The sequence below is a fragment of the Trichocoleus desertorum AS-A10 genome (assembly GCF_039962155.1).
Classification (GTDB): Bacteria; Cyanobacteriota; Cyanobacteriia; order FACHB-46; family FACHB-46; genus Trichocoleus.
Map to the genome: position 1 here is coordinate 50,053 of NZ_JAMPKN010000014.1, position 17,418 is coordinate 67,470.

General features: G+C 49.7%; 16 protein-coding genes. 8 read left to right on the forward strand and 8 right to left on the reverse strand.

Translation table 11 applies throughout. The features are described from left to right. The first annotated feature begins 219 nt into the window (after positions 1–219). The 3 genes from NDA01_RS18155 to NDA01_RS18165 all read left to right on the forward strand — a co-directional run bounded on the left by NDA01_RS18155 (position 220) and on the right by NDA01_RS18165 (position 4,022). Positions 220–855, forward strand: coding sequence for a PEP-CTERM sorting domain-containing protein (locus NDA01_RS18155; protein WP_348229058.1), 636 nt, complete (start codon positions 220–222; stop codon positions 853–855). A gap of 165 nt (positions 856–1,020) precedes the next feature. Further along, positions 1,021–2,655: a cyclic peptide export ABC transporter gene (locus NDA01_RS18160; RefSeq protein WP_348229059.1), complete on the forward strand. Its 1,635-nt coding sequence runs from the start codon at positions 1,021–1,023 to the stop codon at positions 2,653–2,655. Between the two features lie 8 nt (positions 2,656–2,663). After that, complete coding sequence (locus NDA01_RS18165) at positions 2,664–4,022, forward strand: 16S rRNA (cytosine(967)-C(5))-methyltransferase (RefSeq protein ID WP_348229060.1); 1,359 nt, start codon at positions 2,664–2,666, stop codon at positions 4,020–4,022. Between the two features lie 159 nt (positions 4,023–4,181). On the opposite strand, the gene psb35 is transcribed toward NDA01_RS18165, so the two are convergent. The 5 genes from psb35 to petP form a co-directional block, all read right to left on the reverse strand. Continuing rightward, positions 4,182–4,412 carry a photosystem II assembly protein Psb35 gene (gene psb35 / locus NDA01_RS18170; protein WP_190555143.1) on the reverse strand — a complete coding sequence of 77 codons (231 nt, stop codon included), beginning with the start codon at positions 4,410–4,412 and terminating at the stop codon, positions 4,182–4,184. Between the two features lie 118 nt (positions 4,413–4,530). Beyond that, positions 4,531–6,948: a transglycosylase domain-containing protein gene (locus NDA01_RS18175; protein WP_348229061.1), complete on the reverse strand. Its 2,418-nt coding sequence runs from the start codon at positions 6,946–6,948 to the stop codon at positions 4,531–4,533. Between the two features lie 164 nt (positions 6,949–7,112). Then, entirely contained in the window at positions 7,113–8,204 is a 1,092-nt protein-coding gene (gene chlG, locus NDA01_RS18180) for a chlorophyll synthase ChlG (protein ID WP_348229062.1), read from the reverse strand. A 57-nt stretch (positions 8,205–8,261) separates the two neighbouring features. Beyond that, entirely contained in the window at positions 8,262–9,374 is a 1,113-nt protein-coding gene (locus NDA01_RS18185; protein WP_348229063.1) for a Get3/ArsA fold putative tail anchor-mediating ATPase NosAFP, read from the reverse strand. Between the two features lie 157 nt (positions 9,375–9,531). Beyond that, positions 9,532–9,726: a cytochrome b6f subunit PetP gene (gene petP, locus NDA01_RS18190; protein ID WP_190555147.1), complete on the reverse strand. Its 195-nt coding sequence runs from the start codon at positions 9,724–9,726 to the stop codon at positions 9,532–9,534. A 207-nt stretch (positions 9,727–9,933) separates the two neighbouring features. On the opposite strand from petP, the gene hisF reads away from it, so the two are divergent. From hisF to NDA01_RS18215, 5 genes are all read left to right on the forward strand, one after another. Further along, a complete protein-coding gene (hisF, locus tag NDA01_RS18195; protein ID WP_348229064.1) occupies positions 9,934–10,704 on the forward strand; it encodes an imidazole glycerol phosphate synthase subunit HisF in 771 nt (256 codons plus the stop codon). Between the two features lie 160 nt (positions 10,705–10,864). Continuing rightward, positions 10,865–11,212 (forward strand): hypothetical protein, encoded by a 348-nt coding sequence (locus tag NDA01_RS18200; RefSeq protein ID WP_348229065.1) that lies wholly within the window; start codon positions 10,865–10,867, stop codon positions 11,210–11,212. A 472-nt stretch (positions 11,213–11,684) separates the two neighbouring features. Further along, on the forward strand, positions 11,685–12,656 hold the full coding sequence (locus NDA01_RS18205) for a response regulator (RefSeq protein WP_190559766.1): 972 nt from the start codon (positions 11,685–11,687) through the stop codon (positions 12,654–12,656). Positions 12,657–12,864: 208 nt separating this feature from the next. Then, entirely contained in the window at positions 12,865–13,647 is a 783-nt protein-coding gene (ubiE, locus tag NDA01_RS18210; protein WP_348229066.1) for a bifunctional demethylmenaquinone methyltransferase/2-methoxy-6-polyprenyl-1,4-benzoquinol methylase UbiE, read from the forward strand. Positions 13,648–13,652: 5 nt separating this feature from the next. Further along, complete coding sequence (locus NDA01_RS18215; RefSeq protein ID WP_348229067.1) at positions 13,653–14,882, forward strand: DUF445 domain-containing protein; 1,230 nt, start codon at positions 13,653–13,655, stop codon at positions 14,880–14,882. A gap of 22 nt (positions 14,883–14,904) precedes the next feature. Here NDA01_RS18215 and rsgA read toward each other — a convergent pair whose 3' ends face one another. The 3 genes from rsgA to dnaJ are packed head-to-tail and all read right to left on the reverse strand — an operon-like array spanning position 14,905 to position 17,416. Next, positions 14,905–16,026 (reverse strand): small ribosomal subunit biogenesis GTPase RsgA, encoded by a 1,122-nt coding sequence (gene rsgA / locus NDA01_RS18220; protein WP_348229068.1) that lies wholly within the window; start codon positions 16,024–16,026, stop codon positions 14,905–14,907. Beyond that, on the reverse strand, positions 16,023–16,292 hold the full coding sequence (locus tag NDA01_RS18225; RefSeq protein ID WP_190555151.1) for a sulfurtransferase TusA family protein: 270 nt from the start codon (positions 16,290–16,292) through the stop codon (positions 16,023–16,025). Before NDA01_RS18225 ends, rsgA begins: the two co-directional genes overlap by 4 nt. Further along, a complete protein-coding gene (dnaJ, locus tag NDA01_RS18230; protein ID WP_348229069.1) occupies positions 16,289–17,416 on the reverse strand; it encodes a molecular chaperone DnaJ in 1,128 nt (375 codons plus the stop codon). Before dnaJ ends, NDA01_RS18225 begins: the two co-directional genes overlap by 4 nt. Positions 17,417–17,418: the final 2 nt, after the last annotated feature.

Genomic DNA, 17,418 nt, shown 5'->3' on the forward strand with positions numbered 1-17,418 from the left:
GAGGCGTATGACAAGATCTTACGAGACTTAAATGTTGGGGCTGCTTCTACCAAAGTCCCTTTCCATCAAATTTTTTCAAGCTATTTGATTGCAATCAAAATAGTTTCTGTGTTGAGGAAGCTGGAGTTTGGATCGCTTCTTTCAACCCAGTTTCTACGTATCTTCACGCAACGGACCCATTGCCGAGTTTTGTTATTGAGGGAAATACAACCCATGACTATGGCAACAACGATCCAGAAGTTATCGATCGCGGCTGCTAGTGCTTCGGTGCTGGCGATCGCGGCTCATGCTACCCCCGCTGAAGCTGCCCGGATATTTGGTTTTGAAAGTAGTTACGAAGGTTTCCCAATCACAGGTAGTTTTACGATTGATGACACGACACCCGGAACCAGCCCTGTCCTTGGTTTTGACATCAGCTACTACGCCAAAGCCATTTCTCAGGCTACAGTCACAGGATATGGCCAGTCGTTGACATTTCAAGATGTTGATTTCTATGTTGGCAACGATCTGCTGGGTTCAGATACTGTAGATGCGATCGCCTTCAGTCTCGGTCCCATTCAGGATGCGCTAGATAGCAACTTTGTCGCGGTTCTTTTTCCTAGTTTTTTGTCTAGCTTTCAAGTTTCTTCCAGTTCTCTTTCAAAGGCTTTAGATGCCTTAGATGGAGCAACAGGAATTGCATTCGCTCCTTACTTAGCTGAGGACGGTGAAGAGCCTTTCTATGAAGTGAGTTTCTTTGAAAAGAAGGATACAGCATCGGTTCCTGAACCTGCTTCTCTCGTAGGACTTTTGGGTGTTGGAGCGTTTGTTGCGGGTTCTGCTTGGAAGCGTAAGCAGAACCCGCAACAACTGTAAATTCCGAAAAACCCCAATTTTGAATCTTGTACGTTCATCCCGGTTGCCATGCCCTCAAAAGCATGGCTTTCTCTTTGTTAGGTTATAAGCGGAAATACCGACTTAGAATGTGAAGTTCTGGTTTTGAGACCTTGCTTAACTATCGGGTTGTGAGGCTAAACTCTTGTGAACTTGGTTTATCTGCTGCTCAAAACCTCTTGGGTGAGTGTTCTACTGGCGATGCTAACTGGACTGCTGGGCGGTGCGAGTAGTACCGGACTCATTGCCCTGACCAACACCAGCTTAACCAGCCAGAATCCGCCTACTGCCGCCTTGATGCGAAACTTTGCGGGTCTGGGCTTAGTGCTGTTGCTCACCACGATCGCCTCGCAGATTTTGTTAGCTCGACTGGCCCAAGGCTCAATTTTTGAGTTGCGGTTGTTGTTAAGTCGTCAAATACTGGCTTCCCCCCTACGCCAACTAGAAGCACTAGGCGCATCTCGGCTTCTGGCTACCCTCACAGACGACATTCAATCGGTTGCCAACGCCCTTTTCTCATTTCCAGTACTCTGCATTGATATTGCCATTCTGGTCAGTTGCCTCACCTACCTCGCGTGGCTTTCATTGTCTGTATTTGGGTTGATGATGCTAGTGCTGGCAATCGTGATTGCTAGCCTGCAAGTAATTATTAGTAGAGCTAGAAAAGCCCTCTCTCTAGCTCGAAAAGAACAAGACAACCTATTACATCACTTCCAGGCAATCATTGCAGGCATTAAGGAGCTAAAGCTGCATTATCAGCGGCGACAAAGCTTCCTGACCGAAGACCTTTATGTAACTGCCACGGCTGCTCGTGACCACAACGTCGCAGGCATGACCACCTTTGCGATCGCTGGAGGCTATGGACTTCTCGCCACCTTTTTAATCATCGGTTTGTTGCTCTTTGCCTTGCCCCGCTTTATCAGCACCAGCCCCGAAATTTTGTCTGGTTATGCCCTCGTTGCGCTCTATTTAATGCTGCCTTTCCAAGGAATCTTGGGGGTGATTCCCGTTTTGAGTCGAGCCACCGTAGCCCTAGACGCGATTCAAGCCTTGGGATTAGCTTTAGCAGAACACGCTACTGAGACAACAGCGATCGCTCCTCCTCCACCCAATCCAGCTTGGCAACAACTCGATCTCGTAGATGTAACTCATGCTTACCGAGGCGAGCGCGAAGAAGACGGATTCACGCTAGGGCCACTAACTTTAAGCTTTCACCCGGGAGAAGTAGTGTTTCTGGTCGGGGGTAACGGTAGCGGTAAATCAACTTTAGCCAAGCTAATTACAGGACTCTATAGTCCTGAAGCAGGCGAGTTACAGCTTGATGGTCAACCGATTACCGATGCGAATCGGGAATGGTATCGGCAGCACTTCTCGGTGGTTTTTGCTGACTTTTACCTATTCGATCGCTTGTTGGGTTTGGGCGATCGCAGCGATCTCGATCCACAAGCCAAAGAGTATCTGAGCCAACTCCATCTCGACCACAAAGTTCGCGTTCAGGATGGCACTTTATCGACCACGACACTTTCTCAGGGACAACGCAAACGGTTAGCGCTGCTCACAGCTTATTTAGAAGACCGCCCGATTTATCTATTTGATGAATGGGCTTCCGACCAAGACCCGATCTTCAAAGAAATTTTCTACACGCAATTGCTACCAGAACTGAAACAGAGAGGCAAAGCTGTCTTGGTGATTAGCCACGACGACCACTATTTCCACCTTGGTGACCGCATTGTGAAGCTGGATTATGGCAAGCTGGAATACGACAAGCGCATTGCTGCCTAATTTTGCCCGTGCCCAACCCTCGCCAACTTGCTTTCCTTGCTCTGCGATCGATCCAACGGGACGCCTTTGCAGATGTGGCGCTCGATCGCGTCCTGCAAGATGCTGAACTCAGTAGCCAAGATCGACGGCTGATGACTGAGCTAGTGTATGGCAGCGTCAGACGGCAACGCACTTTAGATGCGCTGATCGATCAGTTGGGCAAAAAGAAAGCTCACCAACAACCCCCTGATCTGCGAACTATTCTGCACTTGGGCTTGTACCAACTGCGCTACTTGAATCAAATTCCTGCTTCAGCCGCCGTCAATACCACCGTTGAGCTAGCCAAACAAAATGGCTTTTCAGGGTTGACTGGGTTTGTCAACGGCTTCATGCGCCAATACATCCGCTTGGTGGAGACGGCTGGCGATCCCTTGCAACTTCCGTCTGATCCCGTTCAGCGGTTAGGCACTCTGCACAGTTATCCTGACTGGATCGTTCAAGTTTGGCTCGACCAACTGGATTTAGCCGAAACCGAGCAATTGTGCGAGTGGATGAATCGCCCGCCCCACATTGACCTGCGAATCAATCCTCTCCGCACTTCCTTCGACGAAGTGGAGACAGCGATGCAAGCCGCAGGCGTGGTGGTGCAACGTTTGCCCCATTTGCCTCAAGCCTTGCGATTACTGGAGCCTGCGGGTGCGATTCAGAAATTGCCAGGGTTTCAGTCAGGCTGGTGGATGGTGCAAGATGCCAGCGCCCAGTTGGTTAGCTATCTGGTTGACCCGCAACCTGGTGACTTTGTGATTGATGCTTGTGCAGCTCCCGGTGGTAAAGCTCTACATCTCGCAGAACTGATGCAAAACCAAGGTACCATTTGGGCTTGCGATCGCACTGCATCTCGCCTGAAAAAACTCAAGGAAAACGCCGAACGATTGGGCATCCACTCCACCAAGATCAGCATTGGAGACAGCCGCAACCAACCGCAATTTGTCGGCAAGGGCGATCGCGTTCTCCTCGACGCACCTTGTTCTGGCCTTGGTACACTCAACCGTCACGCCGATGCTCGTTGGCGACAAACTCCCGATCGTGTGCAAGAGCTAGCAACGCTGCAACAGGAACTCTTAGTCGCAGCCGCCACTTGGCTCAAACGCGATGGCGTGCTGGTTTACGCTACCTGTACGCTGCATCCGCAAGAAAATGAGCAAGTCATTGAGGCTTTTCTCGCTCAGCATCCCGATTGGCAGATCGAGCCACCTGCACCCAACTCCCCGGCTGCGGCCTTTGCCACCCCTCAAGGCCTGGTGAAAGTTTGGCCCCATCGTCAACAGATGGATGGCTTTTTCATGGTTCGCCTTAAGCGTGCAGTTCGGCAGACTGCCACTAGTTAATTCAGGCGATCGAGGCTCTCATCTTTAAGGATGGCAATGTTGCGAGTAAAGAGAGCAATTCGCAAGCTTTATGCTCAGTGGTTAGACGACAAAAAATAACTCCAGCTAATGCACTGGAGTTCCCAAACAGAGACCACTTCAATCGATTTTCTAAAAAGCTTAGCGAGGCTGACCGATGCCAGGAGTTTCTTCCTTCTCAACTTCAGGCACAATGTCAGGGCGATCCTTATCTTCCCAGCCGACAGGACGCTTAGAGTTGTACCAAGCGACCGAACCAATTGACGCAGCTGCAATAAACCCAACGATATAAACCAAGGTGGCAGAGATGGGGAAATGAGGAGTATTTGTAGCAACTTCTGCTGTTGCCGCTGCCGCAATTAATAAAGACATCTTAATAACCTCTCTACGATTTGAAATACTAATTTACAGTACAACAACAGTAGCAGAGCTTGCTCAGAGGCTGGCTCTCCCCAGAGTTGGATTCGATCCCCCTTCCTAAGACAGTTCTTCAGAATGCAGGTGGCGCAGGCTCAGAATCAGCAGGCGGTTCAGGTTCCGCAGGCGCTTCCTCTACGGGAGCTTCTTCTGCAGGCGCTTCTTCTACGGGTGCTTCTTCCGCAGGCGCTTCTTCCACGGGTGCATAGTCGCTGGGTGGCGCTTCTTCTGCTGCAGGTTCAGGTGCAGGTTCACTGGGAGCGGCATCTTCATAGCCGCCGGAGTCATAGCCGCCGCCAGAATCATAGCCACCACCCGAATCGTAGCTACTTCCAGAATCGTATCCACCACCAGAGCTCTCGCTATTCGCACCCCCAGTTTCAGGCGCAGTACTGCCTGAAAGCTCACGTTTAGGAGTGACAGGCTTAGCTTTGATGCTGCCTTTGCGCCCCTCAAAACTTGGTAACTCGGGAAACTTCTGGACTGGCATGCCTTGCACAACTTTAGTCATGAATTCACGCCAAGTGTGAGCAGCCGTACCACTCGTTCCCCAAGTAGGGTCGTTGTTGTCGTTGCCCAACCACACCCCAGTCACAACCTGAGGAATATAGCCGATAAACCACAAGTCACGAGCTTCCTCAGAAGTGCCTGTTTTTCCAGCAACAGGCCGCCCTACCTGGGCTGGCCGACCTGTTCCAGACTGCACCACACCCTCTAGCATCCAAGTGAGGATGGAGGCAGTACCTTTATCAACCACTCGTTTGGGTTTAAAGTCGGCGCTGTAAAGAACTTGTCCCTGTCGATTGAGAATCCGAGTAATGCCGTGAGGTGTAACTGCATTTCCTTGAGCGGCTAATGTCCCATAAGCACTAGTCAGCTCTAGCAAGTTAACTTCCGACGCTCCTAAGGCTAAGGAATAAGTCGGCATTAACTTAGACCGAATGCCCATGTCTTTCGCCATCTTGACCACCGGATCAAAGCCAACGTCAATCAAGACCTTGACCGCAACCACGTTGACAGAATAGGTTAAGGCATCTCGCATCGAGACCCATCCCCGATAGGTCTTACCGTAGTTCTGGGGCTTGTAACCATCAACCGTGTACTGAGCATCTAGATACCCATCGGTGGGCGAGAACCCAGCCGCGATCGCACTTGTGTAAACCAAGGTTTTGAAGGTAGACCCTGGTTGCCGTTGGGCTTGGGTCGCTCGGTTAAATTGGCTCTTGCCATAACCATTACCTCCTACCAACGCCTTTACCTCACCGTTGCGGGGGTCGAGCGACACTAAGGCGGCTTGGCTAAAACCTTCCGCCGAGCCATCTAGCTCTACGGCATCTTTAATTGCTTTTTCTGCGGTCTTTTGCCACTGGCGATTTAAGGTAGTTTCAACCGTTAAGCCACCCAGTTCCAGCGCTTCGGGAGAAACATATTTGGGTAGCTCCTGCTGGATGTAGGAGGTAAAATAGGGCGCTTCGATCACCAAGCGCTTTGGAGTGCTGGGTTTGAGTTGCAGAGGAGCCGCGATCGCCGTTTCCATCTCAGCCTTGCTGATGTAGCCAGTATCAAACATCCGCTGCAACACAACGTTGCGCCGCTTGACGGCAGAGTCAGGATTGACCAAAGGTGAGTAAACACTAGGAGCAGGAGGCAACCCAGCAATCATTGCGGTTTCTGGCAAAGTCAGCTTGTCCACTGGCTTACTGAAGTAAACCCAAGCCGCATCAGCGACACCATAAGCCCCAGAACCCAAATAAACCAAATTCAAGTAGCGCTCTAGAATTTGCTCTTTCGGCATCTGCCGCTCTAGCTCTCGAGCTAGCATGGCTTCTTTCAATTTGCGCGTAATGCTACGCTCTTGGTTTAAAAATACAATGCGGGCTACCTGTTGCGTGATCGTGCTGCCACCTTGCACCAAATCCCCTGAGACAACATTGGAGAGAGCTGCACGGACAATCCCTTGATAATCTACGCCCTTGTGCTTATAGAAACGCCGATCTTCTGCTGCAATAAAAGCTTCGACCGTGTTTTTGGGAAATTGACGGATGGTCAATTTTTCTCTTGTAGCAGGCCCCGACTGCTGTAGGATAGTTCCGTCAGCGGCTTTAATCGTGAGGGTGCCGTCTCGGACAAAGGTAAAGATACTTCCGGTATCCGGTAAAGTGCTCTCCAGAGACCACCAACCAATTCCCAAAGCGCAGATACCACTAGTCAAACCGAGTCCCAACCAAAATAAGCGATTCTGGTGAAGCGGTTTTGGGCCTCGGAATGGTCGCAGAATGGGAGCGAGTCGTGATCTTTCAACGCGAGAAACGGCTTGAGTCGATAATTGCTTAACGTTCGACTTTAGCCGCTTCCCTGGTGATTTGGGCACTTTCTTGCGCCGCTTTTTAGGTTGCGATTGATCATTGGAGGCGATTGGTCCAGGTTCTGCTGACTCAGCATTATTGAACTTGGCCGAAAAACCCCTGAGCCTTGAGATAAACTTTGCCACTGTAGCTCCTCACTCGCCACCACACACCAAGCCGCTCTTCGCTCTTAATTTTAGGGCTTGGTATCCCAATATGCACCCCAATGATCGAAATCGTCCTATCGTAACCTCAGTCTAAAAGTCAAGTGTTCATAACCTTTTTAGGCAAAAAATTAGCTAAAACAGGCTTAAACACCCGCATGGCCTAGTGCTAGAGCCGCGACTAGCATGCCTAACACTAAAAACGGTTGAGCACTCGCTTGGTACTTCACATCATTCTTGAGGGGATCACGCAGGAAGTACATATCCTGAAACGTGATTTGGGGAATTACGAGCAGTAACAAAATGACCGCATACAAATTCTGATGAATACTAACTAGATAAGCTGCAACCCCGGTTTGAAACACATCAATCATCAGTACGCAGATCCAGGCGGCGGTAGTGACACCAAACATGACTGGTAGCGACTTTAAACCTAGCTGGCGATCGCCCTCCACACTCTTGAAGTCGTTCACGATCGCAATGCCTAAGCCCGCAAAGCTATAGAACAACGTTAAAACCACAATTGTGGGATTGAGATCCCCGAACAGCGCATGTCCTGCCCACCAAGGCAAAGCAATATAGCTAGCCCCAAGTGCGTAGTTACCCAACCAGCCATTCTGTTTCAGCTTCAGTGGTGGAGCCGAGTAGATATAAGACACCAACGAACCCCCCGCCGCTAAAGCCGTCAGTGTGGGAAATGTATGCCCTGCCCATTGATCTAGGGCGTAGGCAATACCAATCCCACCCAGCAGCAAGGCCCAAATTTGGACCTTGACTTGAGGTAGAGAAATGGCTCCCGAAGGAATGGGGCGGTAGGGTTCGTTGATCGCATCTAGATCTCGATCATAAAAATCGTTGATGGTTTGGGTGTAGCCCGTCAGCATGGGTCCCGACATCAACATACAAGCGGCTGAGATCAAGACATTCTCTAGACTCCAACTGAAGCGTCCGCCAGAAGCTGCACCACAAACGACTCCCCAGATTAGAGGAATCCAGGTAATCGGCTTCATCAGTTGCAGGCGAATCTTCCAAATCGAGGTTTCTCCTGCTTCCGCTCCTTTCATACCTAGAAGTTGCCGAGCTTTGGCACTCCGATTAGCAGCCTCTGGAGCAGTTGTGCTCAGAGGTGCAGCAATATTGGCTTGCACCTCTAGATCTGCGGCAGTATTTTGGCCTTGTGCCACCTCAACTGCTGGAGAAACGTTGGAGTCTGGAGTTAAGGGAGTCGGGTCAGACATAGGGTTTCTAGATTCCATGCCTAGTCCAGGCAATTAGTGCTCAACAGATCTTATAGATTAAAACGAGATGATTAAGTAACCATCTTGGAATTTGGCACCTGTCACGGGTTTACCGCTTAATTCCGGTGGCAAGGAAATGTTACGCCGTTGGTCCCCTGCTTCAATCGTAATTTCAGGGCCATTTTGAGACAGCTTAACTTGCTTTTTGTCAAAGCCTGGGAGGAACAGAGCGACTTTGCGCTCGGCCACATTGACTGCGATCGCTCTAGGCGCTTGATCGGCTTGGCTGAAGTCAGGCAACGCGTCGATTAAAGGCTGCCAATCATCCCCTGTTCGCACCGGAAAAGCATTAATTTTGAGCGGATCAAACTCAGTCGTGACCGTTTGAGCCACAGCCTGACTCACCATTGCTTGATTCAGAATCACCCCGCCTACGGTGAGACCAATCTGCTGAGCACTGCCCCACAGATAACGAGCCGTTGCGATCGCTGCTGGGTCAGCGGTGGTAACTAGGTAGGCTACCACACGATGAGGATTAGTAACAGCGGCTCTCCCGTCGTCTAATATATTGCTCACCTGGTTGGTAGGCTGAGCCCAATTATCTGGCGACCAACTGACGTTTAGCACGGTGCCAACCAAAGGCTGAATAAAGGGAGATTCTAAAATAGTTCTACCTAAATCGGAATCGGTAAACACCTTACGAAAGCGGCGCACATACCAACTCAACACTTCGGGCATACCCAGCATCCGCAGCGTACTTTGGTCGCCGGAACCGTCATAGACAATGACATCATACTGACCGCTGGCATTGTACTCGCGCAAAGCATTGAGGGCCAAAGCACTATCCATACCGGGTAGCACGCCCAACTCTTGGCCAAACACAGCCTTTAAGATGGGAGTCCGCAAATACTGAGCTTCCAGTTTCTTTACTTCTTCCCAACTGCGTTCTAGCAAAGCAGCACTTTGCAATTGCACAGCCTGCAAGTTAGAGGCAATTTCCTGAGGGTCAGCCGTCAAAACAGTTCCCAACAACCCACCCAAGTTTGGGTCTGGCGCTTGACCGACGAGCAGGACTCGCTTACCTTCACTGGCATAGCGTTTGGCAGTGGCGATCGCAACCGTTGTCCGACCTGTGCCACCTTTTCCCAAAAACGTCAAAATTAAGGACATTAAAAGCTTCCTATAACAACAGCGCGCAACTCATTTGCTGCCTAGGACTTCTATGCTAAATGGCTGCACTGAAGACTGTCCTCAGCTTAGCGGTAGGTTCAGCGTCAACCACTGTAAGAACGGAGCGCTTCAAGATTGGCTCACTTCAGCAACCGTCCTATTGGCTTACTTCTATTTCATCCTCAAAAAACCAAGTCGCAAATTTATCATCAAACTCTACGAGCACACCCACACTGCTGCTATCCACCATCCTGAAATCACGAATGGTGCCAGTTTGGCCCAATTTACTAATGACCGCAGGCGGAACCCGATCTCTCAAACGGCGAAGCTGTACTTTTTGACCGACTTTCATTGTTAAACTCAGTTGAACTCAATTGTTACAAACCATTTCACAGTCTATCAGCGTCTTGCTATTGCAACAGCATCCCCAGAGGCAAGAAATTTGGTTCCCTCGAAAACCCTGGCCTCTGCTCCTGCGGTAAAGTCAAATGGGCTGGTAGAGGTTGCACAATCAACCGTCATTGCTGGCACCATATTGATACTGTGCAAGGAAACTGCGATGTTAGCGAAGCGGATTTTGCCCTGCTTGGATGTAAAAGCAGGACGAGTAGTAAAAGGAGTCAATTTCGTAGATCTGCGTGACGCTGGCGATCCGGTGGAGTTGGCGCAAGCCTATAACGCAACTGGGGCTGATGAGCTGGTCTTTTTGGATATTACAGCAACCCACGAAGACCGAGGCATCATTTTTGATGTCGTTCACCGTACCGCCGAACAAGTGTTCATTCCTTTGACGGTGGGTGGAGGCATCCAAAACTTAGAGACAATTAAGAATTTGTTAAGAGCGGGAGCTGACAAAATCAGTTTAAATTCTGCGGCGGTACGCGACCCAGATTTAATCAATCGAGCCAGCGATCGCTTTGGTAGACAGTGCATTGTCATTGCCATTGACGCTCGGCGGCGGCAAGATCTCACCAACCCTGGTTGGGATGTGTTTGTGCGAGGTGGGCGAGAAAATACAGGACTCGATGCGATCGCCTGGGCCAAAGAAGTCGAGCAACGAGGAGCGGGTGAACTGCTGATTACCAGCATGGACGCGGATGGCACCCAAGCAGGCTACGACGTAGAGCTGACCCGCACCATCGCTGAGCAAGTGCAGATTCCAGTCATTGCCTCTGGCGGTGCCGGAAACTGTGAGCACATCCATACGGTTTTAACTGAAGGCAAGGCCGAAGCAGCTCTGCTGGCTTCTCTGCTGCACTACGGTCAGTTAACGGTAAGCCAGATTAAACATCACCTTGCTGATCATCAGGTGCCAGTCAGGTTGCTGTAACTTTGGCTAGTTTTACTCTCAGCCTCTACTGATAACAAACTGATAACAAAGGCAATGCACTGAAATCACAGACAGCGGTCTAGATCCCGGACGGCGCTTAACGGTTAGGCTATCTTAATTTCTGTTACAATCCGTAAAGATTGCCTTTCGTAAACAACCAATGTTTACTCCTTTGATCGTTCTCGCTATTTTGATGGTCGTTATTGCCCTCGTGACCTGGGCCTTACGCTTGATGCAAGAAGCCATTGAGCATCAAGAATTTTCTTTGATGCTGGCAGGGTGCTTAGTTGCGACAGCCGCCGCTGCAATCATGGGAGTTTATCTGATGATGGGCGACTACATGGGTTACGTGAGCCAGCTCGCCCAGCGTCCTTACGTAACCTACACTTTTTCCGAACTGCCGATTTGGGAAATTCAAGCCGAAGAAATGACCCAAATCAACCTACCGCTGCATCGAGAAACCTTACAGAAGCGTGCTCCTCAAACCTTCGCTACTGTAAGTCCCTAATAACAAGAATATTGGTGTCTCGCTCTTTCGACGGGAAATTCATAAAATGCTTGGGGTTGCTAGGGATCACGCAGCTCTGAGCAATCCTGAGATAGCAGGTGAAAGCTTAAAACTCGATAAGATTCGAAACTTAAAGTCAAAATTATACAAATTTCCTGGGCTAGGAAAGCAGTTAAACTTTACTAGAAATTTTTCCGCATCAGGTTAGAAATACGGAACTAGAGGCCACACTAGAAGGGCTTCACCTCTTCACTTATAGACTTAGCATCTGGTTCGATCCAGGGTCCAATCTATCCAGCCTTTGACCTGCCGTGAGGCCAATTTAAACAACTAAAGTTAAGTTGATAGTCAAATAATATTGGCATTTATCATTTACAACTTTGTTTGTAGTCTCACGAGTGTCTTTGGGAACTTTGAATAAAGTGGATGAGTTGCTCACCCAGATCTTCCGCAGAAATCTATTAACATCCTTATGGACAACGCTATCCCAGAACTTGCGATCCCCGAACTTGATAATATTAGTCGTCAGTTAATGAGCCTAGAAAAACCTCAAAAGCCCAAAATGCTCGTGGTAGATGATGAACCAGATAATCTGGATTTGCTCTACCGTACCTTTCGGCGTGATTTTCAAGTCCTACGAGCTGAGAGCGGCGTCATGGCGTTGGACGTGCTCGCCACCGAAGGTGAAGTAGCGGTGATTATTTCAGATCAACGCATGCCAGAAATGAAGGGAACGGAGTTTCTCAGTAAAACCGTCCCGCAATTTCCTAACACCATGCGGATCATCCTGACAGGTTTTACAGATGTTGAGGACTTAGTAGAGGCTATCAACTCTGGACAGGTATACAAGTACATCACTAAACCCTGGGACCCTAACGAACTCAAGGCTGTAGTGCAACGAGCCGCAGAAACTTACGAACTGCTGAAGCAGCGGACTGAGGAGCTACGACGAGCTCAGGCCCAGACAAATCTACTCTCCGCCATTGTCCATGTTGCCCAAAGCTCCTCCAGCTTAGAGGATTGCTTAGAACCGATTGCGATCGCCTTTGGCAGAAACTTTCTGGCGCATGGCTGCATTCTGCAATTGGTAGAAGGTAACGCTTTAGTGGCAGGTCAGGGCACTTACAGTACAGCAGACGGTCTAGAAAACTGGCTAGATCAAGATCCGTTAGCGAAAGCAGCGATCGCCAATCAGCAAATGCAAGTTGCGGTCAACATCCCCACAGATGATGCTTTGGCTAGCGTCGGTCACTATCAAACTTCTGGAGTGCAAGCGCATCTTATTGTCCCTATTACCTATCGTGGTGAAGTCTTGGCAGTACTCTCGCTGCAATGGAAAAAGCCTTGCAAGTTGCGGGAGGACGAGTTGACCTTGATTCACTTATCGGCTCAGCAAGTGGCACTGGCTTTAACCTGCACTCGCTACTATCGTCCTGTGGTCTAGGGTTAGGGTTTAATTTGGGCCAAAAATGCATTTCCATAGTTTGGGTGATCAAGGGGTGGGTGCGATCGCGCTCACCAAACTTCCTAAAACCTTCCAAATCATGGGTACCCATCGGCATGTTTAGTTACCAAGCTTGTCTTCAATGCCAAGGTAGAGTAGTAGGCTAGTGTAACTGGCCTAATTTTGATGCGGTTTTATAAGTTTGGTAATGACACCCGATTGCGATCGCAAAACTTCTTTGGGAGAAGACAGCCGTAGTGCTCAACGCACTGTAGAGCTACAGAATGCGGCTCAAGCCGCTCCGATTCAAGCTTTATTTGACCGGATTGCTCCCATCTATGATCAACTTAATGATTGGCTGAGCTTGGGGCAGCATCGAATTTGGAAACAAATGGCGGTCAAATGGAGCAATTGCCAACCAGGAGACACTTGCTTAGATCTGTGCTGTGGCAGCGGTGATTTAGCCCAGCGGTTGGCTCGGCAAGTTGGCCCGACGGGTCGAGTGGTTGGCGCAGACTTTTCTAAAGCCCAGTTAGCGATCGCTCAGCAACGGCTAGAAGCTAGCTCTTGTCCTGCCATCATCGATTGGGTTGAGGCGGACGCACTAAATCTTCCGTTCTCAGATGCTCAATTCGATGCAGCGACAATGGGTTACGGGTTGCGCAACGTGACCGATATTCCCCGTAGCTTAAAAGAATTACATCGTGTCTTAAAACCAAGGGCCAAAGCAGCGATTCTCGACTTTCATCGTCCTGCTAATCAAGATTTTCAAGCGTTTCAAGCTTGGTATCTGAATACCATTGTGGTGCCCCTGGCAGAACAATTTGGCCTGCGCGAAGAATATGCTTACCTCAGTCCTAGCCTAGAAAAGTTCCCTATCGGCTCTGAGCAGATGTATCTAGCTCGTCAGGCTGGTTTCTCTGAAGCCACACACTACCCAATCGCCGGGGGTACGATGGGAGTATTAGTTGTGACAAAAGGATCTGACTAAGTACCTTGGAGCTGTCTAACCTCTGGCTTTTCGCTGGTCCTCCTGTCGTCGGTGGCATCATTGGCTACTTCACCAATGATATTGCCATCAAGATGCTGTTTCGCCCCTATCGGCCCTATTATCTGGGTAAGAAGCAACTGCCATTTACGCCTGGCTTGATTCCCAAAAATCAGGAACGTTTGGCGAAACGAATTGCAGATACCATCATGGGGTCTTTGTTGACTCCAGAGGAATTGCAAAATCTAGCCCGTCGCCTGCTGAAGACAGAGCGAGTTCAAGGGGCCATTCTATGGCTGCTACAGTTAGGGCTGGATCAAGTTCAGGCAGATAAAGAGCAAAAAACCGCCAAGATTTTAGGTGGCATTCTACGAGATTTGTTGGGCCAGTCGATGCCGCGCTTGCTCAAAGTCCTAGCGCGGCGAGAAGATTTTTTAGAAACTCAGTTGAATCAGATTTTTGATCAGGTTTTGTTGGAGTTTCAACTGACAGAAGACCAAGCGAGCAAATTGTCAGACTGGCTGCTACAAGTCGTGCTACCACCGGATGTAGTTCGTCAGGCCCTAATCGATTTTTTGACCGATCGCAACATTCAAATTATTGATGAGGGCTTTCGGGAAAAAGCGAGTGGTACTTATTGGGTCGTTGCCAATCTCTTCGGGCTGCGTAACTCTTTGACGCGTCTACGCACTTTCTGCCTGGATGAACGGGAAGCTAGCAACACTCGTATTGCCGAGCTGATTTTGTCCTTAGCCGTAAAACAGCGCTTGCGGGAGTGGTTGCAAAATCTGTCTTTACAGAATTTGCCCGTCTCTACCGTTCGGCAGCTACGCAAAACCATGCGTGATAGCGTGCGGCTTTATGTGCAGAATCGGGGAGCTGAGGTCTTGCAGGGCTTGAGCAAATCCATCGACTGGGAAAACATCGCGACGATTGTGCTCAGCCGCTTACGCGATTCCGCTGTGGTTAATGCTTCCCTAGAAACAGTGAGTCAGGAACTCGCTTTGGTTCTAGAACGATATTTAGAGCGAGATTTGGAATCTATTGTGGCGCAAGCAATTCCGATTTTAGACATCGATCAGGTAATTATCGATCGAGTCAAAGCCACTTCTGCGGCTGATTTAGAAGGGGCAATTCAAGGCATCGTCCGTAGCGAATTACAAGCGATCGTCAATTTAGGCGGCATTCTTGGTTTTGTCATCGGCTCTTTTCAGAGCATTTCGTTCTTGCTACGCTGACTCAGCGGAAATCTAGTCACGGTTAGTCAGGCTCAACTAAACCGCTATCCATATCTTTGTATAGTTCTTTGAGGTTCTGTTGTTGCACCCGACGAGACACGCGACGATACCGCTTAGTTTCCAGTTTAGGTTCGTATTGAACTTGTCCTTCTTCTCCACTTTTCACTTTGGTGGTTGATTCTGCGTCTTTGAGGCGGGCGATCGCGGTATACCGAGCGACTGCTTCATCCAGCGAATTTAGATAATCCTCGTAGCGTTCCCAGTCACCCCGAACCGCGCAGTTCGGTTCATCACGGTGCAAGCAATCACTGAATTGACAGTTGGCACTTGCCAAGCGCTGTCGTGCTTCTGGGAAACAGTAAGCTAAATCTTCTGGCGCACTATCCACTTCCGGCTGGTTAAACCCAGGCGTATCAGCTAGCAGCCCTCCTGTAGGTAGCTCGAACAATTCCACATGCCGAGTGGTGTGGCGACCCCGCCCCAACTTGCCGGAAACGCGACCGACCCGTAAGTCCAACGTTGGAATCAAATGGTTAATTAAACTCGACTTGCCAACGCCAGAAGGCCCCGCCACTACCGTGATTTTTTGACTCAGGCGCTGCTGTAATTCCGTCAGGCCATCCTCTTGATACACACTAATCAAAATTGGTGCATAGCCCCATTGGGTAAGGCGATCGTACCATTGCTCCTGTTCGGCTGGTGTCAGCAAATCTCGCTTGTTCAAACACAACACTACATCTATCCCAGTCGATTCCGCTTTGACTAAAAATCGACTCAGTTGGTGTGGATCTAGCGTCGGTTCTGCTAGAGCAAACACCAACAGAATTTGATCCACATTAGAAATGGGGGGACGACTCAGTTCAGATGTGCGTGTCAAAACCTGGGCGATCGCGCCTCGTCCACCTGCCCAGTCAGGTTCTTCAATTTGTACGCGATCGCCCACCATCACCTGCTGACCAATCTTCTTCAGCCGAGCGCGACGGGTACATAACAACTCTGTCACTTTTAATGTCTCTGGCTCAGCAGACAACAAGTGAGCAGTGTCTAATCGCACCTGATAATAATTTGCTTGAACAGCCACAACCGTTCCGAGAAGCTGGGGTGCAGCTTCGGCAGCATTGAGTTCTACTCCAGCAACATTCATGTAGAAACAGTTGGCCGTCGAACCCTTAAAGCAAAGAATTCACTCCGATCTTCCACTAGTTCAATGCCGTAGCCTTCCATTGCTAGACTGTCAGGCACTTGCTCAATCGGTTCTCCTGGATCAAGCCAGACCTCTAGCAGTGAACCAGGAGCCATTTGTTCTAAGCGGAGCTTGGCTCGCACAAAGTTGAGCGGACAGGGAGTGCCACGCAGATCAATTTGAGCATCTGGGCTACCAGAGTTCGTCAATGATTCAGCGTTGCTCATCCCCGAAACAGCCCTCCCAGAAATCCTTCTAATCCGCCTTTACCCGTGCGATCGCCTTTGATTTTAGCTAACTTTTCGAGTAGCTCTCGCTCCTCAGCCGTAATGCGATTCGGAATATCAATTAAAATCGTAATTAAGTGATCCCCCCGGCTGACAGGATTGCCCAGGCGAGGCACGCCTCGATTTTCCAGCGTTAATACAGTGCTTGGCTGTGTCCCAGGTGGAATCAGCAGTTCGGCTGGACCATCTACTGTATTCACCTCTAAACGACACCCTAGAATTGCTTGAAGATAACTAATTTTTATTTCCGAAAGGACATTAATGCCATCTCGCTGAAATTCTGGGTCTTCGTTGATGAAGAGGTAAACATAAAGGTCGCCAGGTGGGCCACCCCGTTGTCCAGCATCGCCTTCACTGGAAACTCGCAACCGAGTGCCATTATCAACCCCAGCAGGAACTGTAATCTTCAGCTTCTTGGTTTCCTGCTTTTGGCCGTTACCACTACAAACCTCGCATTTGTCCTCAATCATCTGCCCAGAGCCATTACAGGTCGGGCAGACTGAGACCTGAGTAAAGCTACCAAAGGGAGTGCGAGTCGCACGACGCACCTGGCCAGAACCCGTGCAAGTAGAACAGGTCCGCGGTCTAGTTCCCGGTTTAGCACCAGAACCGCTGCAAGTTGCACAAGTTTCTAAGTGACTAATCCGGATTTCTTTCTCGCCACCAAAAACCGCATCACGAAAGTCTAGCTTCAGGTCTAAACGAAGGTCATCTCCTCGCGTCGGACCGCCACGTCTCCGCCCAGTTGAGCCCATCCCCCCAGAAAAGCCGCTAAAGAAGCTTTCAAAGATGTCCGCAAAGCCCCCCATATCGCTCATATCTTGGAAGCCAGCTCCCGCTGCGGAGCCTACGCCTGCTTCACCAAAGCGATCGTAACGAGAACGAGTTTCTGGCTCGGAAAGAACTTCGTAAGCCCGATTGATCTCTTTGAAGCGCTCCTCAGCTCCATCCTCTTTATTGACATCAGGATGGTACTTCCGTGCTAAACGACGATAGGCACGCTTAATTTCCTCCTTATCAGCGTCTCGAGAGACACCAAGTATTTCATAGTAATCGCGGGCCATAG

Excerpts from the sequence above, each read along its gene's own strand:
- NDA01_RS18155 (WP_348229058.1), top strand. The coding sequence starts at position 220 with ATGGCAACAACGATCCAGAAGTTATCGATCGCGGCTGCTAGTGCTTCG.
- psb35 (WP_190555143.1), bottom strand. The coding sequence starts at position 4,412 with ATGTCTTTATTAATTGCGGCAGCGGCAACAGCAGAAGTTGCTACAAAT.
- chlG (WP_348229062.1), bottom strand. The coding sequence starts at position 8,204 with ATGTCTGACCCGACTCCCTTAACTCCAGACTCCAACGTTTCTCCAGCA.
- NDA01_RS18185 (WP_348229063.1), bottom strand. The coding sequence starts at position 9,374 with ATGTCCTTAATTTTGACGTTTTTGGGAAAAGGTGGCACAGGTCGGACA.
- petP (WP_190555147.1), bottom strand. The coding sequence starts at position 9,726 with ATGAAAGTCGGTCAAAAAGTACAGCTTCGCCGTTTGAGAGATCGGGTT.
- hisF (WP_348229064.1), top strand. The coding sequence starts at position 9,934 with ATGTTAGCGAAGCGGATTTTGCCCTGCTTGGATGTAAAAGCAGGACGA.
- NDA01_RS18200 (WP_348229065.1), top strand. The coding sequence starts at position 10,865 with ATGTTTACTCCTTTGATCGTTCTCGCTATTTTGATGGTCGTTATTGCC.
- NDA01_RS18205 (WP_190559766.1), top strand. The coding sequence starts at position 11,685 with ATGGACAACGCTATCCCAGAACTTGCGATCCCCGAACTTGATAATATT.
- ubiE (WP_348229066.1), top strand. The coding sequence starts at position 12,865 with ATGACACCCGATTGCGATCGCAAAACTTCTTTGGGAGAAGACAGCCGT.
- rsgA (WP_348229068.1), bottom strand. The coding sequence starts at position 16,026 with ATGAATGTTGCTGGAGTAGAACTCAATGCTGCCGAAGCTGCACCCCAG.
- NDA01_RS18225 (WP_190555151.1), bottom strand. The coding sequence starts at position 16,292 with ATGAGCAACGCTGAATCATTGACGAACTCTGGTAGCCCAGATGCTCAA.
- dnaJ (WP_348229069.1), bottom strand. The coding sequence starts at position 17,416 with ATGGCCCGCGATTACTATGAAATACTTGGTGTCTCTCGAGACGCTGAT.